This is a genomic window from Streptomyces sp. NBC_01241, from assembly GCF_041435435.1.
GTDB lineage: Bacteria > Actinomycetota > Actinomycetes > Streptomycetales > Streptomycetaceae > Streptomyces.
Genome location: NZ_CP108494.1, coordinates 4,771,545 through 4,787,914, shown reverse-complemented (window position 1 = coordinate 4,787,914; position 16,370 = coordinate 4,771,545). Strand labels below are relative to the sequence as shown.

Annotated in this window: 14 protein-coding genes and 1 riboswitch; of the genes, 7 read left to right on the top strand and 7 right to left on the bottom strand. The window is 69.5% G+C overall.

All coding sequences use genetic code 11. The features are described 5' to 3' along the window. Positions 1–328: 328 nt before the first annotated feature. Positions 329–1,345, top strand: coding sequence for a sodium:calcium antiporter (locus tag OG306_RS21350; RefSeq protein WP_266747675.1), 1,017 nt, complete (start codon positions 329–331; stop codon positions 1,343–1,345). Between the two features lie 194 nt (positions 1,346–1,539). Here the strand turns inward: OG306_RS21350 and OG306_RS21345 are convergent, their stop codons facing one another. Next, on the bottom strand, positions 1,540–2,454 hold the full coding sequence (locus OG306_RS21345; protein ID WP_266747674.1) for a GNAT family N-acetyltransferase: 915 nt from the start codon (positions 2,452–2,454) through the stop codon (positions 1,540–1,542). Positions 2,455–2,708: 254 nt separating this feature from the next. On the opposite strand from OG306_RS21345, the gene OG306_RS21340 reads away from it, so the two are divergent. The 3 genes from OG306_RS21340 (at position 2,709) to OG306_RS21330 (ending at position 5,874) form a co-directional block, all read left to right on the top strand. Beyond that, entirely contained in the window at positions 2,709–4,328 is a 1,620-nt protein-coding gene (locus OG306_RS21340; RefSeq protein WP_371666263.1) for an adenosine deaminase family protein, read from the top strand. A 131-nt stretch (positions 4,329–4,459) separates the two neighbouring features. Then, complete coding sequence (locus OG306_RS21335; RefSeq protein WP_266747672.1) at positions 4,460–5,650, top strand: cytochrome P450; 1,191 nt, start codon at positions 4,460–4,462, stop codon at positions 5,648–5,650. Positions 5,651–5,655: 5 nt separating this feature from the next. Next, positions 5,656–5,874: a ferredoxin gene (locus tag OG306_RS21330; protein ID WP_266747671.1), complete on the top strand. Its 219-nt coding sequence runs from the start codon at positions 5,656–5,658 to the stop codon at positions 5,872–5,874. A 79-nt stretch (positions 5,875–5,953) separates the two neighbouring features. Here the strand turns inward: OG306_RS21330 and OG306_RS21325 are convergent, their stop codons facing one another. Beyond that, positions 5,954–6,424 (bottom strand): hypothetical protein, encoded by a 471-nt coding sequence (locus tag OG306_RS21325; RefSeq protein WP_266747670.1) that lies wholly within the window; start codon positions 6,422–6,424, stop codon positions 5,954–5,956. A gap of 595 nt (positions 6,425–7,019) precedes the next feature. Here OG306_RS21325 and OG306_RS21320 point away from each other — a divergent pair. Further along, positions 7,020–8,261, top strand: a complete 1,242-nt coding sequence (locus tag OG306_RS21320; protein WP_327349497.1) for an esterase/lipase family protein — start codon at positions 7,020–7,022, stop codon at positions 8,259–8,261. A gap of 135 nt (positions 8,262–8,396) precedes the next feature. On the opposite strand, the gene groL is transcribed toward OG306_RS21320, so the two are convergent. From groL to thrC, 4 genes are all read right to left on the bottom strand, one after another. After that, positions 8,397–10,019 (bottom strand): chaperonin GroEL, encoded by a 1,623-nt coding sequence (gene groL, locus OG306_RS21315; protein ID WP_266747668.1) that lies wholly within the window; start codon positions 10,017–10,019, stop codon positions 8,397–8,399. Positions 10,020–10,372: 353 nt separating this feature from the next. Beyond that, entirely contained in the window at positions 10,373–10,579 is a 207-nt protein-coding gene (locus tag OG306_RS21310) for a cold-shock protein (RefSeq protein WP_003967346.1), read from the bottom strand. A gap of 435 nt (positions 10,580–11,014) precedes the next feature. After that, positions 11,015–11,293 carry a MoaD/ThiS family protein gene (locus tag OG306_RS21305; protein WP_266747667.1) on the bottom strand — a complete coding sequence of 93 codons (279 nt, stop codon included), beginning with the start codon at positions 11,291–11,293 and terminating at the stop codon, positions 11,015–11,017. 30 nt (positions 11,294–11,323) lie between these two features. After that, the gene (gene thrC / locus OG306_RS21300) at positions 11,324–12,625 is read right to left on the bottom strand and encodes a threonine synthase (RefSeq protein WP_266747666.1); all 1,302 of its coding nucleotides are present in this window, start codon (positions 12,623–12,625) and stop codon (positions 11,324–11,326) included. Positions 12,626–12,642: 17 nt separating this feature from the next. Further along, positions 12,643–12,769, bottom strand: a riboswitch (SAM riboswitch). Positions 12,770–12,922: 153 nt separating this feature from the next. Between thrC and OG306_RS21295 the strand changes: the two genes are divergently transcribed. Next, positions 12,923–13,867 (top strand): glucosyl-3-phosphoglycerate synthase, encoded by a 945-nt coding sequence (locus tag OG306_RS21295; RefSeq protein WP_371665565.1) that lies wholly within the window; start codon positions 12,923–12,925, stop codon positions 13,865–13,867. A gap of 62 nt (positions 13,868–13,929) precedes the next feature. Further along, complete coding sequence (locus OG306_RS21290; RefSeq protein ID WP_327258942.1) at positions 13,930–15,345, top strand: alpha,alpha-trehalose-phosphate synthase (UDP-forming); 1,416 nt, start codon at positions 13,930–13,932, stop codon at positions 15,343–15,345. A gap of 5 nt (positions 15,346–15,350) precedes the next feature. On the opposite strand, the gene otsB is transcribed toward OG306_RS21290, so the two are convergent. Next, complete coding sequence (otsB, locus tag OG306_RS21285; RefSeq protein WP_266905910.1) at positions 15,351–16,229, bottom strand: trehalose-phosphatase; 879 nt, start codon at positions 16,227–16,229, stop codon at positions 15,351–15,353. Between the last annotated feature and the right edge of the window lie 141 nt (positions 16,230–16,370).

The window sequence follows — 16,370 nt, the reverse complement described above, 5'->3', positions numbered from 1 at the left end:
CGGCCAGCCGTCCTTCCCCCAACTGCCTCCGGTGCGCGGGGGCTGGGCCATTCCGGGGCGTGCCGGGTCTGTGTACAGTGGGCGGCTGCGAAGGGGAGTAGCCCCGTAAACCGGTCGTCGACATGCTGGAGCCCTTGTGGCTCCCGGTGGCCGGGCCCGTGCAGAATCTGCCGGGCGGGCGAGACCTTCGGCTCTTTGTCGACGATGTACGTACGTCGCGGGGCCGAGGTCGTACGCCGGGACTCCTACGCGTATCGCCCAGGAACCCGCGGCACGGGAAAGCCGGGCGGTCAGTGTGATCCATTTCGTTTTGCTCATCGTGTGTGCGGTGGCGATCTATCTCTCGTGCGAGTGGTTCGTCAACGCGGTCGAGTGGCTGGGCGAGCGCCTCAATGTGGGGAAGATGGCCGTCGGCACGATCCTGGCCGCGTTCGGCACGGCGCTGCCCGAGTCGGTGGTGACGCTGGTCGCGGTCACCACGGGCGCCAATGAGGAGGCCAAGAACATCGGCGTCGGCGCGGCGATGGGCGGCCCGCTGGCGCTGGCCACGGTCGCCTACGGCGTGACCGGCCTGATGCTGCTCCTCAAGCGCCGCAAGGAACGCAGCGTGGTCCTGGCCACCACCGGCATGCCGGCCGGCGGCCCCGACGGGGTCGAGACGCTGGGTGATGAGAAGGACATGAAGCGGCTGGCCAAGGACCAGAAGTGGTTCCTGCCGATCTTCATCGTCAAGGTCGCTCTCGGCCTGGTGGCCTTCGCCTTCAAGCCCGCCCTCGGCCTGTTGTTCTTCGGTGCCTACGCCGTCTACTTCTGGCGCGAGATCCGCAGCGACGACGACGGCGAGGAGGAGGACGAGGGGCTGGAGCCGTTGAAGCTCCAGCCCAAGGCCGCCATCCCGGCGACGTGGGCCGTGGTGGTCCAGAGTCTGGCGACCGTGGTCGTGATCTTCTTCGCGTCCCAGCTGTTCGTGAAGCAGCTCGACGCGATCGGCCCGACGCTCGGTCTCTCGGCCGCGGTCACGGCGCTGCTCCTTTCGCCGATCGCGACGGAGCTGCCCGAGATCATGAACGCGATCATCTGGGTCCGTCAGGGCAAGACCAGGCTCGCCCTGGCGAACATCTCCGGCGCCATGATGATCCAGGCGACCGTTCCCAGCGGTCTGGGGCTGCTGTTCACGACCTGGAAGTTCGACGGCGCCCTGCTCTGGGCCGGGCTGATCACCATGGCCGCGATCGTCTACCTCCTGTTGACGATGCGCGCCCACAAGCTCACCCCCGGACGCCTGGCCGTGGCAGCCCTCTTCTACGTCGTCTTCGGCCTGGGACTCATCCTGATCCTGGCCTGACGGCCTGCCCTGAAATCCCAGGCACAGGCCCCCGCCCCACTCTTCTCCGCATACCAGGACGCGCCGGCGCACAACGCCCGTGTCACCCACCGAGATTGACGCGTCAAAAGCTCTGAAGAACATGACATTCCATGCAGTTGATCAGCCACGTCGGGCAACAGGTCGGCGGTTGCGTCGCGGTGTGGGGACTCGCGTCAGGCCGCGGAGCGGGGAAGGCCGATGGAGCGGCCTTCCTCCACGACTTGGTAGCCGGCGCTCGTGTACAGGTTCATGGCCACCTCGTTGCCGCCCCACACGGTGAACATCAGCGCCGAGTCGCCGGCTGCGAGCGTTGCCTGTTCGCCGGCCGCCATCGCGGCCCGGCCGTACCCTTTGCCGCGGTGCTGCTCCTCGATGTGCAGCGAGTAACCATAAGTGACCCCCGGGAGGTGCCGGTGCTTCACCCAGCCGGTGCCGATCTGCTCGCCCGCCGCCTCGATCACCAGGAGCGTGGTGTCGGGCGTCGCCAGGCCCTCGGGTATCAGCTTCGCGAAGTCGTCGTCGGACTTGCGTACGGCCTCCTCGGGGCTCAGGGCTCCCGCCCGGACGATGTCGCCGACGTAGGCGACCTTCTCGGAGGCGAGCCACTCGGGATATTCGGCCTGTGTCATCGGCCGCGCGATGACACCATCGACTGGTTCCGGCGGGGAACCGACGGGCCGCATCCTGAGCTGGGCGCGGACGAAGTAATCGTCGAACAGCTCCCCGGCGGGTTCGGTGAGCCGGATGTCCAGCCGGCGTGCGCCGCGCTCCGCGCACCATCCCTCGGCCCAGCTCCGGGCGGCCTGCTCGTGCCCCCGGCCGGCGTGGAGCGCGTCGACGTGGAGGTCGCCGATACGGCCCGCGGGCGCACCGTTGTCATCGGTCACGACCACGGCGACGTATCCCACTCGGGTCCCGGCGTCCGTGATCTCGGCGACGGTCCAGTCGCCGATGTCGGCGCATACATCCTCGAACATGCGCTGCGCCGCAGCCGCACCCAGCCCGGCCGCCATGTACGAGGCGCGTAGCCGCAGTTCGAAGCCCTTCTGCCATTCCGCGTTGTCACCAAGGACGCTCAATTCTGTCATCCGATCACACTAGTCATGGTGGTGTGGACCTGAGCGAGTGAATTCGGTGTCGATACGTTTCCGGGGCTCGCGTACTTCCCAACGTGCTACCGGCAACCGGCCGATGGGCCGGACGGAGATCTCCGTGTCCGGCCGCAACGCCAAAATCGGATCCTCGACGGACGGGCCTGGTTTTCTCGATCGGGTGAACGTTCCCGGCCACAAACGTGATTCGGGCCCCGAACGGCTCCTCAAAACGCAATCATTCGGTCGTGATGTCATCAAACCGGACGGCTCACCGTCCCAAGTCCCTGCTCCCGGCCGGGCTCGGCGCACTCGCCGCGCTGACCCTGCTCCCGGCGCTGCCGGCCACCGCCGCGACCGCGACCGCACCCGCGAAGGACTCCTCGTCGCGCGTCGCCGCGTTCGCGTCGCCCCGTGTGGTGACCGCCGCCGAGCGCAGGACCTCCACGTACCTGGACTCGTTGCGGAACAGGCCCGCGAGGCTGAAGTCCTTCTTCAAGGCGCTGCCCAAGGGGGGCGACCTCCACAACCACCTCTCCGGCGCGGTCACGACCGAGTACCTGATCAAGCTCGCGATCGAGAACGGCCTGTGCATCGACGCGACGATGACGGCGGTCGCGTCGCCATGCGCACCGGGCACGAGGCCCGCCGCCGACGCGCGGACCGACGCCGCGTTCAAGCGGGAGATCATCCGGGCCTGGTCGATGCAGGACTTCCCGGCCGGTCAGTCCGGGCACGACCACTTCTTCGACACGTTCAACAAGTTCGGCATGGCGACCTGGTACGCCCGCGGCAAGATGCTCGCCAACGTGGCCAACACCGTCGTCGAACAGAACCAGTTCTATCTGGAGACCATGGTCTCCCCCGCGTCGGACAGCGCCAAGGCGCTTGCCGATTCCGTGGGTTACGACGCCGATCTGGCGGCGTTCCACCGCAAGCTCGTGGCCGACGGGAAGCTCGACCGGGTCGTCGACGAGGCGGTCAAGGAGGCCGACGACTCCGACGTGCAGTTCCGCAAGGCCGCGCACTGCGACACCGCGCGCCCCGACCCGGGCTGCCGGCTCCCCGTCAGGTGGATCTCCCAGGTGTCCCGGGGCAGTTCCCCGGCGCGGGTGTTCACGCAGATGGAGGTCGGCATGCGGCTGGCCAAGCGCGACCCGAGGTTCGTCGCCGTCAACCTCGTGCAGCCCGAGGACTGGGACAGCTCGCTGGCCAACTACAGCCTCCAGATGCGGATGCTGAAGTACCTGCGTGGCCAGTACCCGCACGCCCACCTCACCCTGCACGCCGGTGAGCTGGCCCCCGGCCTGGTCAAGCCCGAGGACCTGACGTTCCACATCCGCGAGGCCGTGCTCGTCGCCGGAGCCGAACGCATCGGACACGGCGTGGACCTGGTCCACGAGGACAACTGGCGCGAGCTCGCCCGGACGATGGCACGGCGCAAGATCGCGGTCGAGGTGCCGTTCAGCAGCAACAAGCAGATCCTCGGCATCGCGGGCAACGACCACCCGTTCAACGCGTACCGCCGCTACGGCGTCCCGGTGGTCCTGGCCACGGACGACCCGGGGGTCTCGCGGATCGACATCAGCCACGAGTACCGGTACGCGGCCAGGACGTACGGCCTGCGCTACACCGAACTGAAGGACCTGGCGCGCGCCTCGCTGGAGTACGCGTTCCGCAACGGCCGCAGCCTGTGGGCCTCCGGCTCCGCCCCCTCCGGCTACCGCCTGGTCGCCGCCTGCACGGGCAACCGTCCGGGCACCGCCCACCCGAGCGCGCGCTGCGCCCGCTACCTCGCCGACAACCCGAAAGCCGCGACCGAGTGGCGCCAGGAGACGGCCTTCGCCACGTTCGAGAGTCGTCACCGGTAACACCGCCCACAGGCCACGCGTTCGGGCCCGGGGCTTGAGTCCCGGGCCCGAACGCCGTTCCAGGAACCGCTGTTCCCACCACTCCCACTACTCCCACTACTTCGGCGCGGACTTACCTATCGGAGGCCACAGTGACGACAGCAGACAGCGCACCCCTCGCCTATCCCTTCAACGCCGCCGACGGGCTACGGCTCGCCGACGAGTACGAGCGCGTCCGCGACCAGCCGGGCCTGTTACGCGTCCAGATGCAATACGGCGAAGCGGCCTGGCTCGTCACCCGCTATGCCGACGCCCGGCTCGTCCTGGGCGACCAGCGCTTCAGTCGAGCCGCGGCCGCCTCCCACGACGAGCCCCGACAGTCCGAGGGGCAGCGCGACGGCGGCATCCTCGGCATGGACCCGCCCGACCACACCCGGCTGCGCTCCCTGGTCGCCAAGGCCTTCACGGTCCGCCAGATCGAGAAGCTCCGCCCCCAGGTCCGGGAACTGACCGCGGGCCTTCTCGACGACCTGGAGGCGGCCGGACAACCCGCGGACCTGGTCGACCTCTACGCGCTGCCGCTGCCGGTCGCGGTGATCTGCCGGATGCTGGGCGTGCCCGCCGAGGACCGTCCGCGCTTTCGCGTCTGGAGCGACGACGCGCTGTCGACCACCTCGCTCACCGCAGCGCAGTTCGATGCCAGCCGCGAGGAACTGCGCGCCTATATGGCCGTGTTGATCGATCAGCACCGCCGGGCCCCGCAGGACGACCTGATGACGGCACTCATCGAGGCCCGCGACGGCGGCGACCGGCTCTCCGAACGCGAACTCGTCGATCTGTGCGTGGGCATCCTGGTGGCCGGACACGAGACCACCGCGTCCCAGATCCCCAACTTCGTCCTCACCCTGCTGGACCACCCGGACCAGTTGGCCAGGCTCAGGGCCGAGCCCGACCTCATCGCGAACGCGGTGGAGGAGCTGTTGCGCTTCGTGCCGCTCGGCAGCGGTGCCGGGCAGCCCCGTTACGCCACCGAGGACATCGAGGTCGGCGGCACCCTCGTCCGGGCGGGCAGCCCGGTCCTGATCGCCACCGGCGCCGCCAACCGCGACGCGCTCCGGTTCACCGCCCCCGGCGTGCTCGACATCACCCGCGAGGGCAACCAGCACCTCGGCTTCGGCCACGGAGTCCACCACTGCCTGGGCGCCCCGCTGGCCCGGCTGGAACTCCAGGAGGCACTGATCGCGCTCATCACCCGCTTCCCGGGGCTGAAGCTGGCCGGCGATGTGACGTGGAAGTCCGAGATGCTGGTGCGCGGCCCGCGCGTCATGCCGGTCGGGTGGTGACCGCCATGACCTGGAACGTACGCGTCGATCCGCAGCTCTGCCAGGCGTCGGGCATGTGCGCCGGGAGCGTCCCCGAAGTGTTCGCGCTGGACGGCGAGCACGCCCGGGTACGGGCGGACGGGACCGAGCCCGACGAGCGGGTCCTGGACGCCGCCGACATCTGCCCGGCCCAGGCGATCACCGTGCACGACGGAAAGTCGGTCATCGGCCCCCGCCACGACTGAGCCCCCCACACAGCCGCCCCGTGCCGGGAAGAACGATCCCGGCACGGGGCGGCTGGCTGCGCGGCCGAACAGGTCGGTCCTAGCCGAGCCGCTCCAGGACCCACTGGGGCCCACCGTTGGGGAGAAGGACGACGCGCCGGCCCTCCGGCGTCAGGGAGCCGAGCTCCCCCCGGCCGAGGGCGATGTTGACCGGCTCTTCATCGGCCGCGCCCTGGATCGACCACTGGTCGGGCTGCTTGCCGCACTGGTCCACCCACACGGCCGGCGGGAAGATCCGGATCGGTGAGAGCGCCAGGCAGCGGTTCTCCCGGTTCACCTCGACGATCTGGGCCAGGCCGTCGCCCTGGTTGCGGATCTCCCACACGGTACGGGGGCTGCAGGGCTCGACGTGACCGCCGAGCGGGCCTTCGCCACCGGCCAGACACTGGCCGGAGCGCAGGTCACGGATCAAGTACGCGCCGTCGGCGGCGTCCGCGGCCTGGGCGGGGGTCGCCAGCGCCGCCACCGCGACGGCGGATGCGGCGAGGGACAGGATCGAACGAATACGCACGGGACTCCTCGTACGGGAGAGAAACATGGAGGACGGGCCCCGTCGGCGGCGGCCCGGAGCCTCCAAGATCACAAAGACGCGCGGAAGTTCGCACGCCTCGAAGGCCTGCGGCGCGGTTTTCCACTCCACCGGGGGCGGGCGCACGGCATCACGCACGGCGCACATGCACCACGCACGCGCGCCCCTGACGACCAGGCGAATTCCTCCGGAGCTCAAGCCGCGAAGTCCGAGCGCTCTTTCCGAGGAATGGGAGGTGGGCCACTTCCCACCCCCCTCAGCGAGTGCCGCGCCCCCGGCCACGCGGAGGCCCTGATCGGCGGTCGCTGCGGACCGTGCCGGGGCAACCCCGTCGACACCCCCACCGGCCCGGCCGGAGCCGTCCCGTCCACGGGCGTACGCAGCCGCATGAGCGAGGTCCGGGCCGCGATGACCCCGCGCTCCGCAAGGAGACAGGGCGGAGGTCCCCCAAGCTCACCGGGTGTCCGAAACCGGCCCCCACCTGGGAGTGGTTTGATCCACTTTCCCCATTCGGTCGCTACGTTCCGCGTTTCTCTTGACACGGAACGTAATCGGTCGACCCGAAGGGGAACGCACCATGTCCGAACCGACCCACGAGCAAATCGTCGCGGCGCTTCACAGCGCGTCCGCCATCACCCTGGCCCCCGGCCCCCGCCTGGAAGCCGAGCCGCACGGCGCGCTCCCGTTGCCGCCGAGCACCGTGTGGGACCTGCCGGGCGGCACCGCATGGGTCTACTACGGCGAGGGGAACAAGGGCCTCGTACGGCCCGTGATCTTCGCCGACGGATTCAACACCGGGCCGAGCAGCCTGGACTTCTCCTGGGAAATCATGGAGTTCGGCGACTACGCGCTCATCAGCGAGCTGCGCCGCCGCGGACACGACGTCATCCTGCTCGGCTTCCACGAACGCAGTGCATCGATTCTGGACAATTCCGTCACCGCGCAGGCGGCGATCACGCAGGCCATCATGGAGCGGCAGGGCGACCCACCCCTGGCCGTCGGCGGGTTCAGCATGGGCGGGCTCGTCACCCGGCACGCGCTGGCCAAGATGGAGAGCCAGAGCATCGACCACCAGACCGCGCTGTACTTCTCGTACGACAGCCCACACCGCGGCGCCTGGATCCCGATCGCACTCCAGGCGTTCGGGCACTACATCCGCGATCTCGACAGCCGGTTCTCCGACCAGATCAACAGCCCGGCCGCGCGTCAGCTGCTGTGGCGGCACATCGCGAAGTGGGACGGGACGCCGGACCGGAGCGACGAGCGCGCCGCGTTCCTCGCGGAGATGGCGGCCCTCGGCGAATGGCCGCGGCGGCCGCGGCTGATCGGCGTCGCCAACGGCGTGGCCGACGGCACCGGCACCGACGTGCGGGCGGGCGAACTGGCCCTGGAGGGCAAGGGCCTGTCGGTCGTCGGCACAAAGATCTACACCCAGCCCCCCGGCGACGACGAACTCATCGCGAAGTTGCGGGTGGTGACGCTCAAGACCAACGAGGTGCATACGTCCGGACTCCCGTCGATCGACGGCGCACCCGGCGGCTCGCTGGAAGGCTTCGGCATCCTCGCCGACGTCTTCAACGCCCTCAACCCCATCCTCGGCTTCAAGACCGACGTCCGTATCCGCTCGCACTGCTTCGTGCCGGCCGTCAGCGCGGTCGACATCCGCGGTCTGGACACGGACGAGGAGCTGTACGCGGACATCTCCTCGCTCCCGGAGGAGGAGAGCGGGCTGGACGAGTTCAAGCTCGCGTCCCGCAACGAGGGACACACCCTCGTGACGGAGGAACTCAGCACCTGGCTCCTCGACCGGCTGCCGTAACGACCAACCACAACGGACCGCAACGGACCGGGGCGGACTGCGCCGGACGCCGGCGGAACGACATCGACCCCCGGGACCTGTCGGTCCCGGGGGTCGATGGGGAACAGCTGTACAGGAACTACCGATCCGTCAGGATCAGAAGTCCATGTCACCGCCCGGCATGCCGCCCGGAGCGGCCGCGGAGGCCTTCTCCGGCTTGTCGGCGATGACGGCCTCGGTGGTGAGGAACAGCGCGGCGATGGACGCGGCGTTCTGCAGGGCGGAGCGCGTGACCTTCGCCGGGTCGAGAATGCCCTCGGCGATCATGTCGACGTACTCGCCGGTCGCGGCGTTCAGACCGTGGCCGATCGGCAGGTTGCGCACCTTCTCGACGACGACGCCGCCCTCAAGACCACCGTTGACGGCGATCTGCTTGAGCGGGGCCTCCAGCGCCAGCTTGACGGCGTTGGCGCCGGTCGCCTCGTCACCCGAGAGCTCCAGCTTCTCGAAGACGGCCGAGGCCTGGAGCAGAGCCACGCCACCACCGGCGACGATGCCCTCCTCGACAGCGGCCTTGGCGTTGCGCACCGCGTCCTCGATGCGGTGCTTGCGCTCCTTGAGCTCGACCTCGGTCGCGGCACCGGCCTTGATGACGGCCACGCCGCCGGCCAGCTTCGCGAGGCGCTCCTGGAGCTTCTCGCGGTCGTAGTCCGAGTCGGAGTTCTCGATCTCGGCACGGATCTGGTTGACGCGACCCTGGACCTGGTCGGTGTCACCGGAGCCGTCGACGATCGTCGTCTCGTCCTTGGTGATGACGACCTTGCGGGCGCGGCCGAGCAGGTCGAGACCGGCGTTCTCCAGCTTGAGGCCGACCTCCTCGGAGATGACGGTGCCACCGGTGAGGATGGCGATGTCGCCGAGCATGGCCTTGCGGCGGTCACCGAAGCCCGGGGCCTTGACGGCGACGGACTTGAAGGTGCCACGGATCTTGTTGACGACCAGGGTCGACAGGGCCTCGCCCTCGACGTCCTCGGCGATGATCAGCAGCGGCTTGCCGGACTGCATGACCTTCTCCAGCAGCGGAAGGAGGTCCTTCACGTTGCTGACCTTGGAGTTCACGATCAGGATGTACGGGTCGTCGAGCGACGACTCCATGCGCTCCATGTCCGTGGCGAAGTACGCCGAGATGTAGCCCTTGTCGAAGCGCATGCCCTCGGTGAGTTCCAGCTCCAGACCGAAGGTCTGGGACTCCTCGACGGTGATGACGCCTTCCTTGCCGACCTTGTCCATGGCCTCGGCGATGAGCTCGCCGATCTGGGTGTCGGCGGCGGAGATGGAGGCGGTCGAAGCGATCTGCTCCTTGGTCTCCACGTCCTTGGCCTGCTCCAGGAGGGCGGCGGAGACGGCCTCGACGGCCTTCTCGATGCCCCGCTTGAGGGCCATCGGGTTGGCACCCGCGGCGACGTTGCGCAGGCCCTCGCGGACGAGAGCCTGGGCGAGAACGGTGGCGGTGGTCGTACCGTCGCCGGCGACGTCGTCCGTCTTCTTGGCGACCTCCTTGACCAGCTCCGCACCGATCTTCTCGTACGGGTCCTCCAGCTCGATCTCCTTGGCGATGGACACACCATCGTTGGTGATCGTGGGGGCGCCCCACTTCTTCTCAAGGACGACGTTGCGACCCTTGGGGCCAAGGGTGACCTTGACGGCGTCGGCGAGCTGGTTCATGCCGCGCTCGAGACCGCGCCGGGCCTCCTCGTCGAACGCGATGATCTTGGCCATGTGAAGTGGTCCTCCCGGACAGGGGTGGATTGCTCCGGACCGAGTGGCGCCCGCGACGGACGGCCTGCCTGACCGGTGGTTCCTTGCCCCACCGGACCTGCGGGCCTCACCGGCCCGGTCCAAGTTCTGTCACTCTCACCTGGAGAGTGCTAACGCCAATGATTAGCACTCGACCCCGGAGAGTGCAAGCGTCCGCCTCGGGATGTGGACAACGACGACCGCGCTCGGACAGCCCCGTACGCACGGACACACAGATGCGCGGCGCACGGACACGCGAACGCACGGAGGGCCCGTACCCCAGGGGTACGGGCCCTCCGTGCGTGAGTAGTGTCGTTGGCCGACCGCGTCCGAGCTCAGCCGACGGCGAGCTTGACCATGTCCGCCTGCGGCCCCTTCTGGCCCTGCGAGATCTCGAATTCAACTCGCTGACCCTCTTCGAGGGTGCGGTACCCGTCCATCTGGATCGCGCTGTAGTGGACGAAAACATCCGCACCACCGTCGACCGCGATGAAGCCGTACCCCTTCTCCGCGTTGAACCACTTGACGGTGCCCTGAGCCATGCCTAACTCCCCTATTACTGGCCCTTGCACAGGACCGCACTTCGCGGACCCGGGTCAGAACTCACCCTCCGACAGGAGAGGGTGCGTGCGCCGGAACGCGTCGACCGCGGCCGAATGTATCTGCCCAACTGCCCTCTGCAACAGGTCAATCGGACGAGAAATCTGGGCAGCACCGAACGCCCGAATATGAGGAATTCATGAGATTCCAGGGCAAGTCGGGCCGGGCAAAGGTGATTTATGGCGCAAGGAGATCGAGCACTTTGGCTACTTCTTGTCGCGACCCGGCGCATTCTCATATGCGGGCGGCACGGGCAACTGGGGGGGCTTCCCACACTGTACCGCGCTCAACCATGCAGAATTGCCCCCTCCGCTTCTCTCGCAGAGGGGGCAATTCCGGTGACACGGTGAAAGCCGGCCCGGGAGCCGGACGGGGGGTCAGCAGCCGCCCGCGACCGCCGGGATGATCGAGATTCCGGCGCCGTCCGGCGTGGCCGTCTCCAGGCCGCCCTCGAAGCGCACGTCGTCGTCGTTGACGTACACGTTCACGAAGCGGCGCAGCTTGCCCTGGTCGTCCAGGACGCGGGCGGCGATGCCCGGGTGGTTCTGCTCCAGGGACTGGATGACCTGGGAGAGGGTCGAGCCCTCGGCCGGGACCTCGGCCTGGCCGCCCGTGTAGGTGCGGAGGATGGTGGGGATGCGGACCTTGACGCTCATGGTGGGTGCCCTTCCTGGAGTCTCGGGTGGTCAGCTGGTGGCGAGTCCGGCGGCGCGGAACGCGTCCAGGCTCGGGCGGATCGTGGCGGTCGCCTGCGAGGTGGCGGCCACCGCGTCCAGGGTCTTGAGGCCGTCACCCGTGTTGAGGACGACGGTGGTCAGCGCCGGGTCGATCAGACCGGCCTCGATCAGCTTCTTCGTGACGCCGACCGTCACACCGCCCGCCGTCTCCGCGAAGATGCCCTCGGTGCGGGCGAGGAGCTTGATCGCGTCGACGACCTGCTCGTCGTTGACGTCCTCGACCGCGCCGCCGGTGCGGCGGGCGATGTCCAGGACGTACGGGCCGTCGGCCGGGTTGCCGATCGCCAGGGACTTGGCGATGGTGTTCGGCTTCTGGGGCCGTACGACGTCGTGACCGGCCTTGAAGGCGGTGGAGACCGGGGAGCAGCCCTCGGCCTGGGCGCCGAAGATCTTGTACGGCTTGTCCTCGACCAGGCCCAGCTTGATCAGCTCCTGGAGACCCTTGTCGATCTTCGTGAGCTGCGAGCCGGACGCGACCGGGATGACGATCTGGTCGGGCAGCTGCCAGCCGAGCTGCTCGCAGATCTCGTACGCCAGGGTCTTGGAGCCCTCGCCGTAGTAGGGGCGCAGGTTGACGTTGACGAAGCCCCAGCCCTCGCCGAGCGGGTCGCCGATGAGCTCCGAGCAGAAGCGGTTGACGTCGTCGTAGTTGCCCTCGATGCCGACCAGCTCACCGCCGTACACCGCGGCCATGACGACCTTGCCCTGCTCCAGGTCGTGCGGGATGAACACGCAGGAGCGGAAGCCGGCGCGGGCGGCGGCGGCGCCCACCGCACCGGCGAGGTTGCCGGTGGAGGAGCAGGACAGGGTGGTGAAACCGAAGGCGCGGGCGGCCTCGACGGCGATGGCGACGACACGGTCCTTGAAGGAGTGCGTCGGGTTGCCGGAGTCGTCCTTGACGTACAGACCGCCGGTCACGCCCAGTTCACGGGCGAGGTTGTCGGCCTTGACCAGCTTGGTGAAGCCGGGGTTGATGTTGGGCTTGTCCGCGACATTCGCGGGGACCGGCAGCAGCGGCGCGTAACGCCAGATGTTGTCGGGTCCGGCCTCGATGCGCTTCTTCAGCTCGTCGGGGGAGCCGCTCGGCAGGTCGTACGCCACTTCGAGCGGCCCGAAACAGGACGCGCAGGCGAAAATGGGACCGAGTTCGAAACGCTCACCGCACTCGCGGCAGGAAAGCGCCGCGGCGGGACCCAGGTCGACAACCTCGGCGGAAGAGTCGGTGCTTACTGCAACAGTCTGCGCAGCCATGGAGGCGAGGCCCTTTCTCCTCATCTTCCTCGCGGCGCATCTCGCCACGAGACGGAATTGGCACCTTCCCCACCTGACCTCGCGGTCGGCAGGAGGGTTGCCGGGACTTCAACGGGCCGTTCCCTCAGTCCCTCTGGATGAGCGCTATGGCACTGGATCTCCGATCCAGGCGTTTGTCTGCGGACCGACCCCGACATGCGAGGGCCGTCCGCGTTGTTCAAGACTGTAACCGAAGCACCGGACGGTTGAGAGAGTCGTCCGAACCGCGAGATGGATCACATACAGGGAGTATCGACCGTGCTGGAAGAGGTCGAAAGCTGGCTGGCCAGGCGTTCCTGGTCGGTCGCCGACCGCCCGCTGGACCGGCTCCTCGCTGCCAAGGAGCCGGGGCGCGGAAGCGTGAGCGTCGTGCTGCCCGCACTGAACGAGGAGGCGACGGTCGGCGCGATCGTCACGACGATCCGGCGCGAGCTGATGGAGAAGGTCCAGCTGGTCGACGAACTCGTGGTGATCGATTCCGGTTCCACGGACGCCACCGCGAAGGTGGCCCGGGAGGCCGGCGCGCGGGTGGTGCACCGGGACGACATACTGCCCCGGATACCCGCCGTGCCCGGCAAGGGCGAGGTGCTCTGGCGGTCGCTCCTGGTGACCGGCGGCGACATCGTCTGCTTCGTCGACGCCGACCTGAAGGAATTCTCGGCCGACTTCGTCTCCGGCATCGTCGGCCCGCTGCTGACCGATCCGGACGTCCGGTTCGTCAAGGCGATGTATGACCGCCCGCTCGGTGACACCGCAGGTCAGGGCGGTCGCGTCACCGAGCTGGTGGCCCGTCCGCTGCTCAATCTGCACTGGCCGCAGCTGGCCGGCTTCGTCCAGCCGCTGGGCGGCGAGTACGCCGTACGCCGCTCCCTCCTCGAACAGATGCCCTTCCCCGTCGGGTACGGAGTGGAGCTGGGCCTCCTCGTCGACGCGCTGCACACCGTGGGCCTGGACGCACTCGCCCAGGTCGACGTGGGGGTGCGCAAGCACCGCCACCAGGACGGGCAGGCGCTCGGCCGGATGGCGGCGGCGATCTACCGGACCGCGCAACTCCGGCTGTCCCGCGGGCACCTGGTACGGCCTTCGCTCACCCAGTTCGAGCGCGGCGAGGACGGTTTCGTACCGCGCACCCATGCGGTGGACACCGAGGAGCGGCCTCCGATGCGTGAGATCGAGGAGTACGTTTCACGCCGCGCGGCCTGACGCGGCCCGACTTCGCACGTGTGCACGTTTGGACGGTTCGTGATCCGGCTAGATTCCGCAACATGGTCTCCGAGCACGAAGCCCAGTCCACTGCCCAGTCCGCAGTTCAGTCCGCTGCCCGGGTTCTCGTCGCGTCCAACCGCGGGCCGGTGTCGTACACCCTGGAGGCGGACGGATCACTCGACGCGAAGCGGGGCGGCGGCGGACTCGTCTCCGGGCTGAGCGCCGTCAAGGACAAGCTGTGGGTGTGCGCCGCGCTCGGTGACGGGGACCGGGAGGCGGTCCGCCGCGGGGTCGGTGAGCCCGGCGTACGGATGCTCGACATCGACGCGGCCGTCCACGCGGACGCGTACAACGGCATCGCGAATTCGGTGCTCTGGTTCGTCCACCACATGCTGTACCAGACCCCGCTGGAGCCCGTCTTCGACGCGGAGTTCCGGCGGCGGTGGGCATCGTTCGAGACGTACAACCGGGCCTTCGCCGAGGCGCTCGCCGAGGAGGCGGACCCCGGGGCCGCGGTGCTGGTGCAGGACTACCACCTGGCACTGGTGCCCGGCATGCTCCGCGGTCTCCGCCCCGACCTGCGGATCGGCCATTTCTCGCACACCCCGTGGGCGCCCGTCGACTACTTCCGCCTGCTCCCCGACGACATCGCCGAGCAGCTGCTGCACGGCATCCTGGGCGCCGACCGGGCGGCCTTCCTGACCCGGCGCTGGGCGGACGCCTTCATCGGCTGCTGCACGGAAATCCTGGGCGGCACCGGGCGGACCAGGATCGGGGTGCACGGGCTCGGCGCGGACGCCGGCTTCCTGCGCCGGCGCGCGCACGAGGCGGACGTGGACGAGCGGATGGCGGCGCTGCGGGAGCAGATCGGCCCTGGTCGGAAGACGATCGTACGAGTGGACCGAACGGAACTGTCCAAGAACATCGTGCGCGGGCTGCTCGCCTACCGCGCGCTCCTCAACGAGCGGCCCGAATGGCGCGAGCGCGTCGTCCACATCGCCTTCGCGTACCCCTCGCGGCAGGACCTGGCCGTGTACCGCGACTACACGGCCGAGGTGCGGCAGGTCGCCGACGACATCAACGCCGCGTACGGCACGGCGGGCTGGACGCCGGTCGTGCTCCACGTCAAGGACGACTTCGCCCGCTCGCTCGCCGCGTACCGGCTGGCCGACGTGGCGCTCGTCAACCCGATCCGCGACGGCATGAACCTGGTCGCCAAGGAGGTCCCGGTGGTCTCCGACCACGGCTGCGCGCTGGTGCTGTCGCGGGAGGCGGGGGCGTACGAGGAGCTGGGCAGCGACGCGGTCGTGGTGAACCCCTACGACGTGTCCGCGACGGCCGCGGCGCTGCACGAGGCGCTCACGATGGCGGACGACGAACGGGCGGCGCGCACGGAACGGCTGGCCGCGGCGGCGGTGGCGCTCCCGCCGCAGCAGTGGTTCCTCGATCAGCTGGACGCGCTGCGGCGGGAGTGAGCCGGTCAGATCCGTTCGGCCAGGGCGGCCAGAAAGCCGACGACGGCTCCGGGACCGTTCAGCAGCAGATCCGCGCGTTCGGCCAGTTCGGGTACTTCGGCGCTGCCGCTGCAGACGAGCAGGCCCGGGATGCCGTCGGGGCCCTCGGTGCGGAGTTTCTCCACGGCGGCGTACGCGGCGAGGTCGCCCAGGTCGTCGCCCGCGTACAGGACGGACTCGGCGTCGGTCTCCCGTACGTACTGTGCGAGCGCCACGCCCTTGTCCATGCCCGGCGGGCGCAACTCCAGGACCAGGCGACCCGGTTCGACGATCAGCCCGTGCCGGGCGGCGAGCTCGCCGAGGGGTTCGCGCAGGGCGTCGAACGCGGCCTGCGGGTCGGCGGCGCGGCGGGTGTGGACGGCGAGCGCCTGGCCCTTCTCCTCGATCCAGGTGCCGTGCCACGTGCCGAACCGGTCGAGCACCCCCGGGAGTTCGGCCCGGACGGCGGCGACGCCGGGGTGCGGGGCGGGGGTGCGGACGGTGCCGGACACGGCGTCCCAGCGTTCGGTGCCGTAGTGGCCGAGGACGACGAGGTGGTCCAGTCCCCGCACTCCGGCGAAGCCGCCGTGCCGGACCGCGACGCCGGCCGGGCGGCCGGTGATCACGGCGATGGATGCCACTTTCGGGGCGAGTGCGACGAGCGCGTCGACGGCGCCGGGGTGGGCGCGGGCCTGCTCCGGGTCCGGGACGATGTCGGCGAGGGTCCCGTCGAAGTCGAGCGCGATGACGGCGCGGTCGGGGCGCGCGAGGATCGCGGCGAGGGCTTCTCGGCCGGGTGGGGTGGTGGGGGCGGGGAGCTCGGACGGGATTTCGCTCGGCGTGGGTGCGTGCGGGTTGCTGCCCATGGGGGCGAGCCTATAGCGGGGCGCGCGGGTTGGGGGTGCGTAGCAGGAGGCCGGGGGTAGGGCGCCCGCGTCGGGTGTTTCCGGGGGCGGAGCCCCGGTCGGCTCCGACCAGAAGGGGGCGCCCGGAACGCCCTGCAGTCG

Excerpts from the sequence above, each read along its gene's own strand:
- OG306_RS21320 (WP_327349497.1), top strand. The coding sequence starts at position 7,020 with ATGTCCGAACCGACCCACGAGCAAATCGTCGCGGCGCTTCACAGCGCG.
- OG306_RS21290 (WP_327258942.1), top strand. The coding sequence starts at position 13,930 with ATGGTCTCCGAGCACGAAGCCCAGTCCACTGCCCAGTCCGCAGTTCAG.
- otsB (WP_266905910.1), bottom strand. The coding sequence starts at position 16,229 with ATGGGCAGCAACCCGCACGCACCCACGCCGAGCGAAATCCCGTCCGAG.
- OG306_RS21340 (WP_371666263.1), top strand. The coding sequence starts at position 2,709 with ATGTCATCAAACCGGACGGCTCACCGTCCCAAGTCCCTGCTCCCGGCC.
- OG306_RS21310 (WP_003967346.1), bottom strand. The coding sequence starts at position 10,579 with ATGGCTCAGGGCACCGTCAAGTGGTTCAACGCGGAGAAGGGGTACGGC.
- thrC (WP_266747666.1), bottom strand. The coding sequence starts at position 12,625 with ATGGCTGCGCAGACTGTTGCAGTAAGCACCGACTCTTCCGCCGAGGTT.
- groL (WP_266747668.1), bottom strand. The coding sequence starts at position 10,019 with ATGGCCAAGATCATCGCGTTCGACGAGGAGGCCCGGCGCGGTCTCGAG.
- OG306_RS21345 (WP_266747674.1), bottom strand. The coding sequence starts at position 2,454 with ATGACAGAATTGAGCGTCCTTGGTGACAACGCGGAATGGCAGAAGGGC.
- OG306_RS21305 (WP_266747667.1), bottom strand. The coding sequence starts at position 11,293 with ATGAGCGTCAAGGTCCGCATCCCCACCATCCTCCGCACCTACACGGGC.
- OG306_RS21330 (WP_266747671.1), top strand. The coding sequence starts at position 5,656 with ATGACCTGGAACGTACGCGTCGATCCGCAGCTCTGCCAGGCGTCGGGC.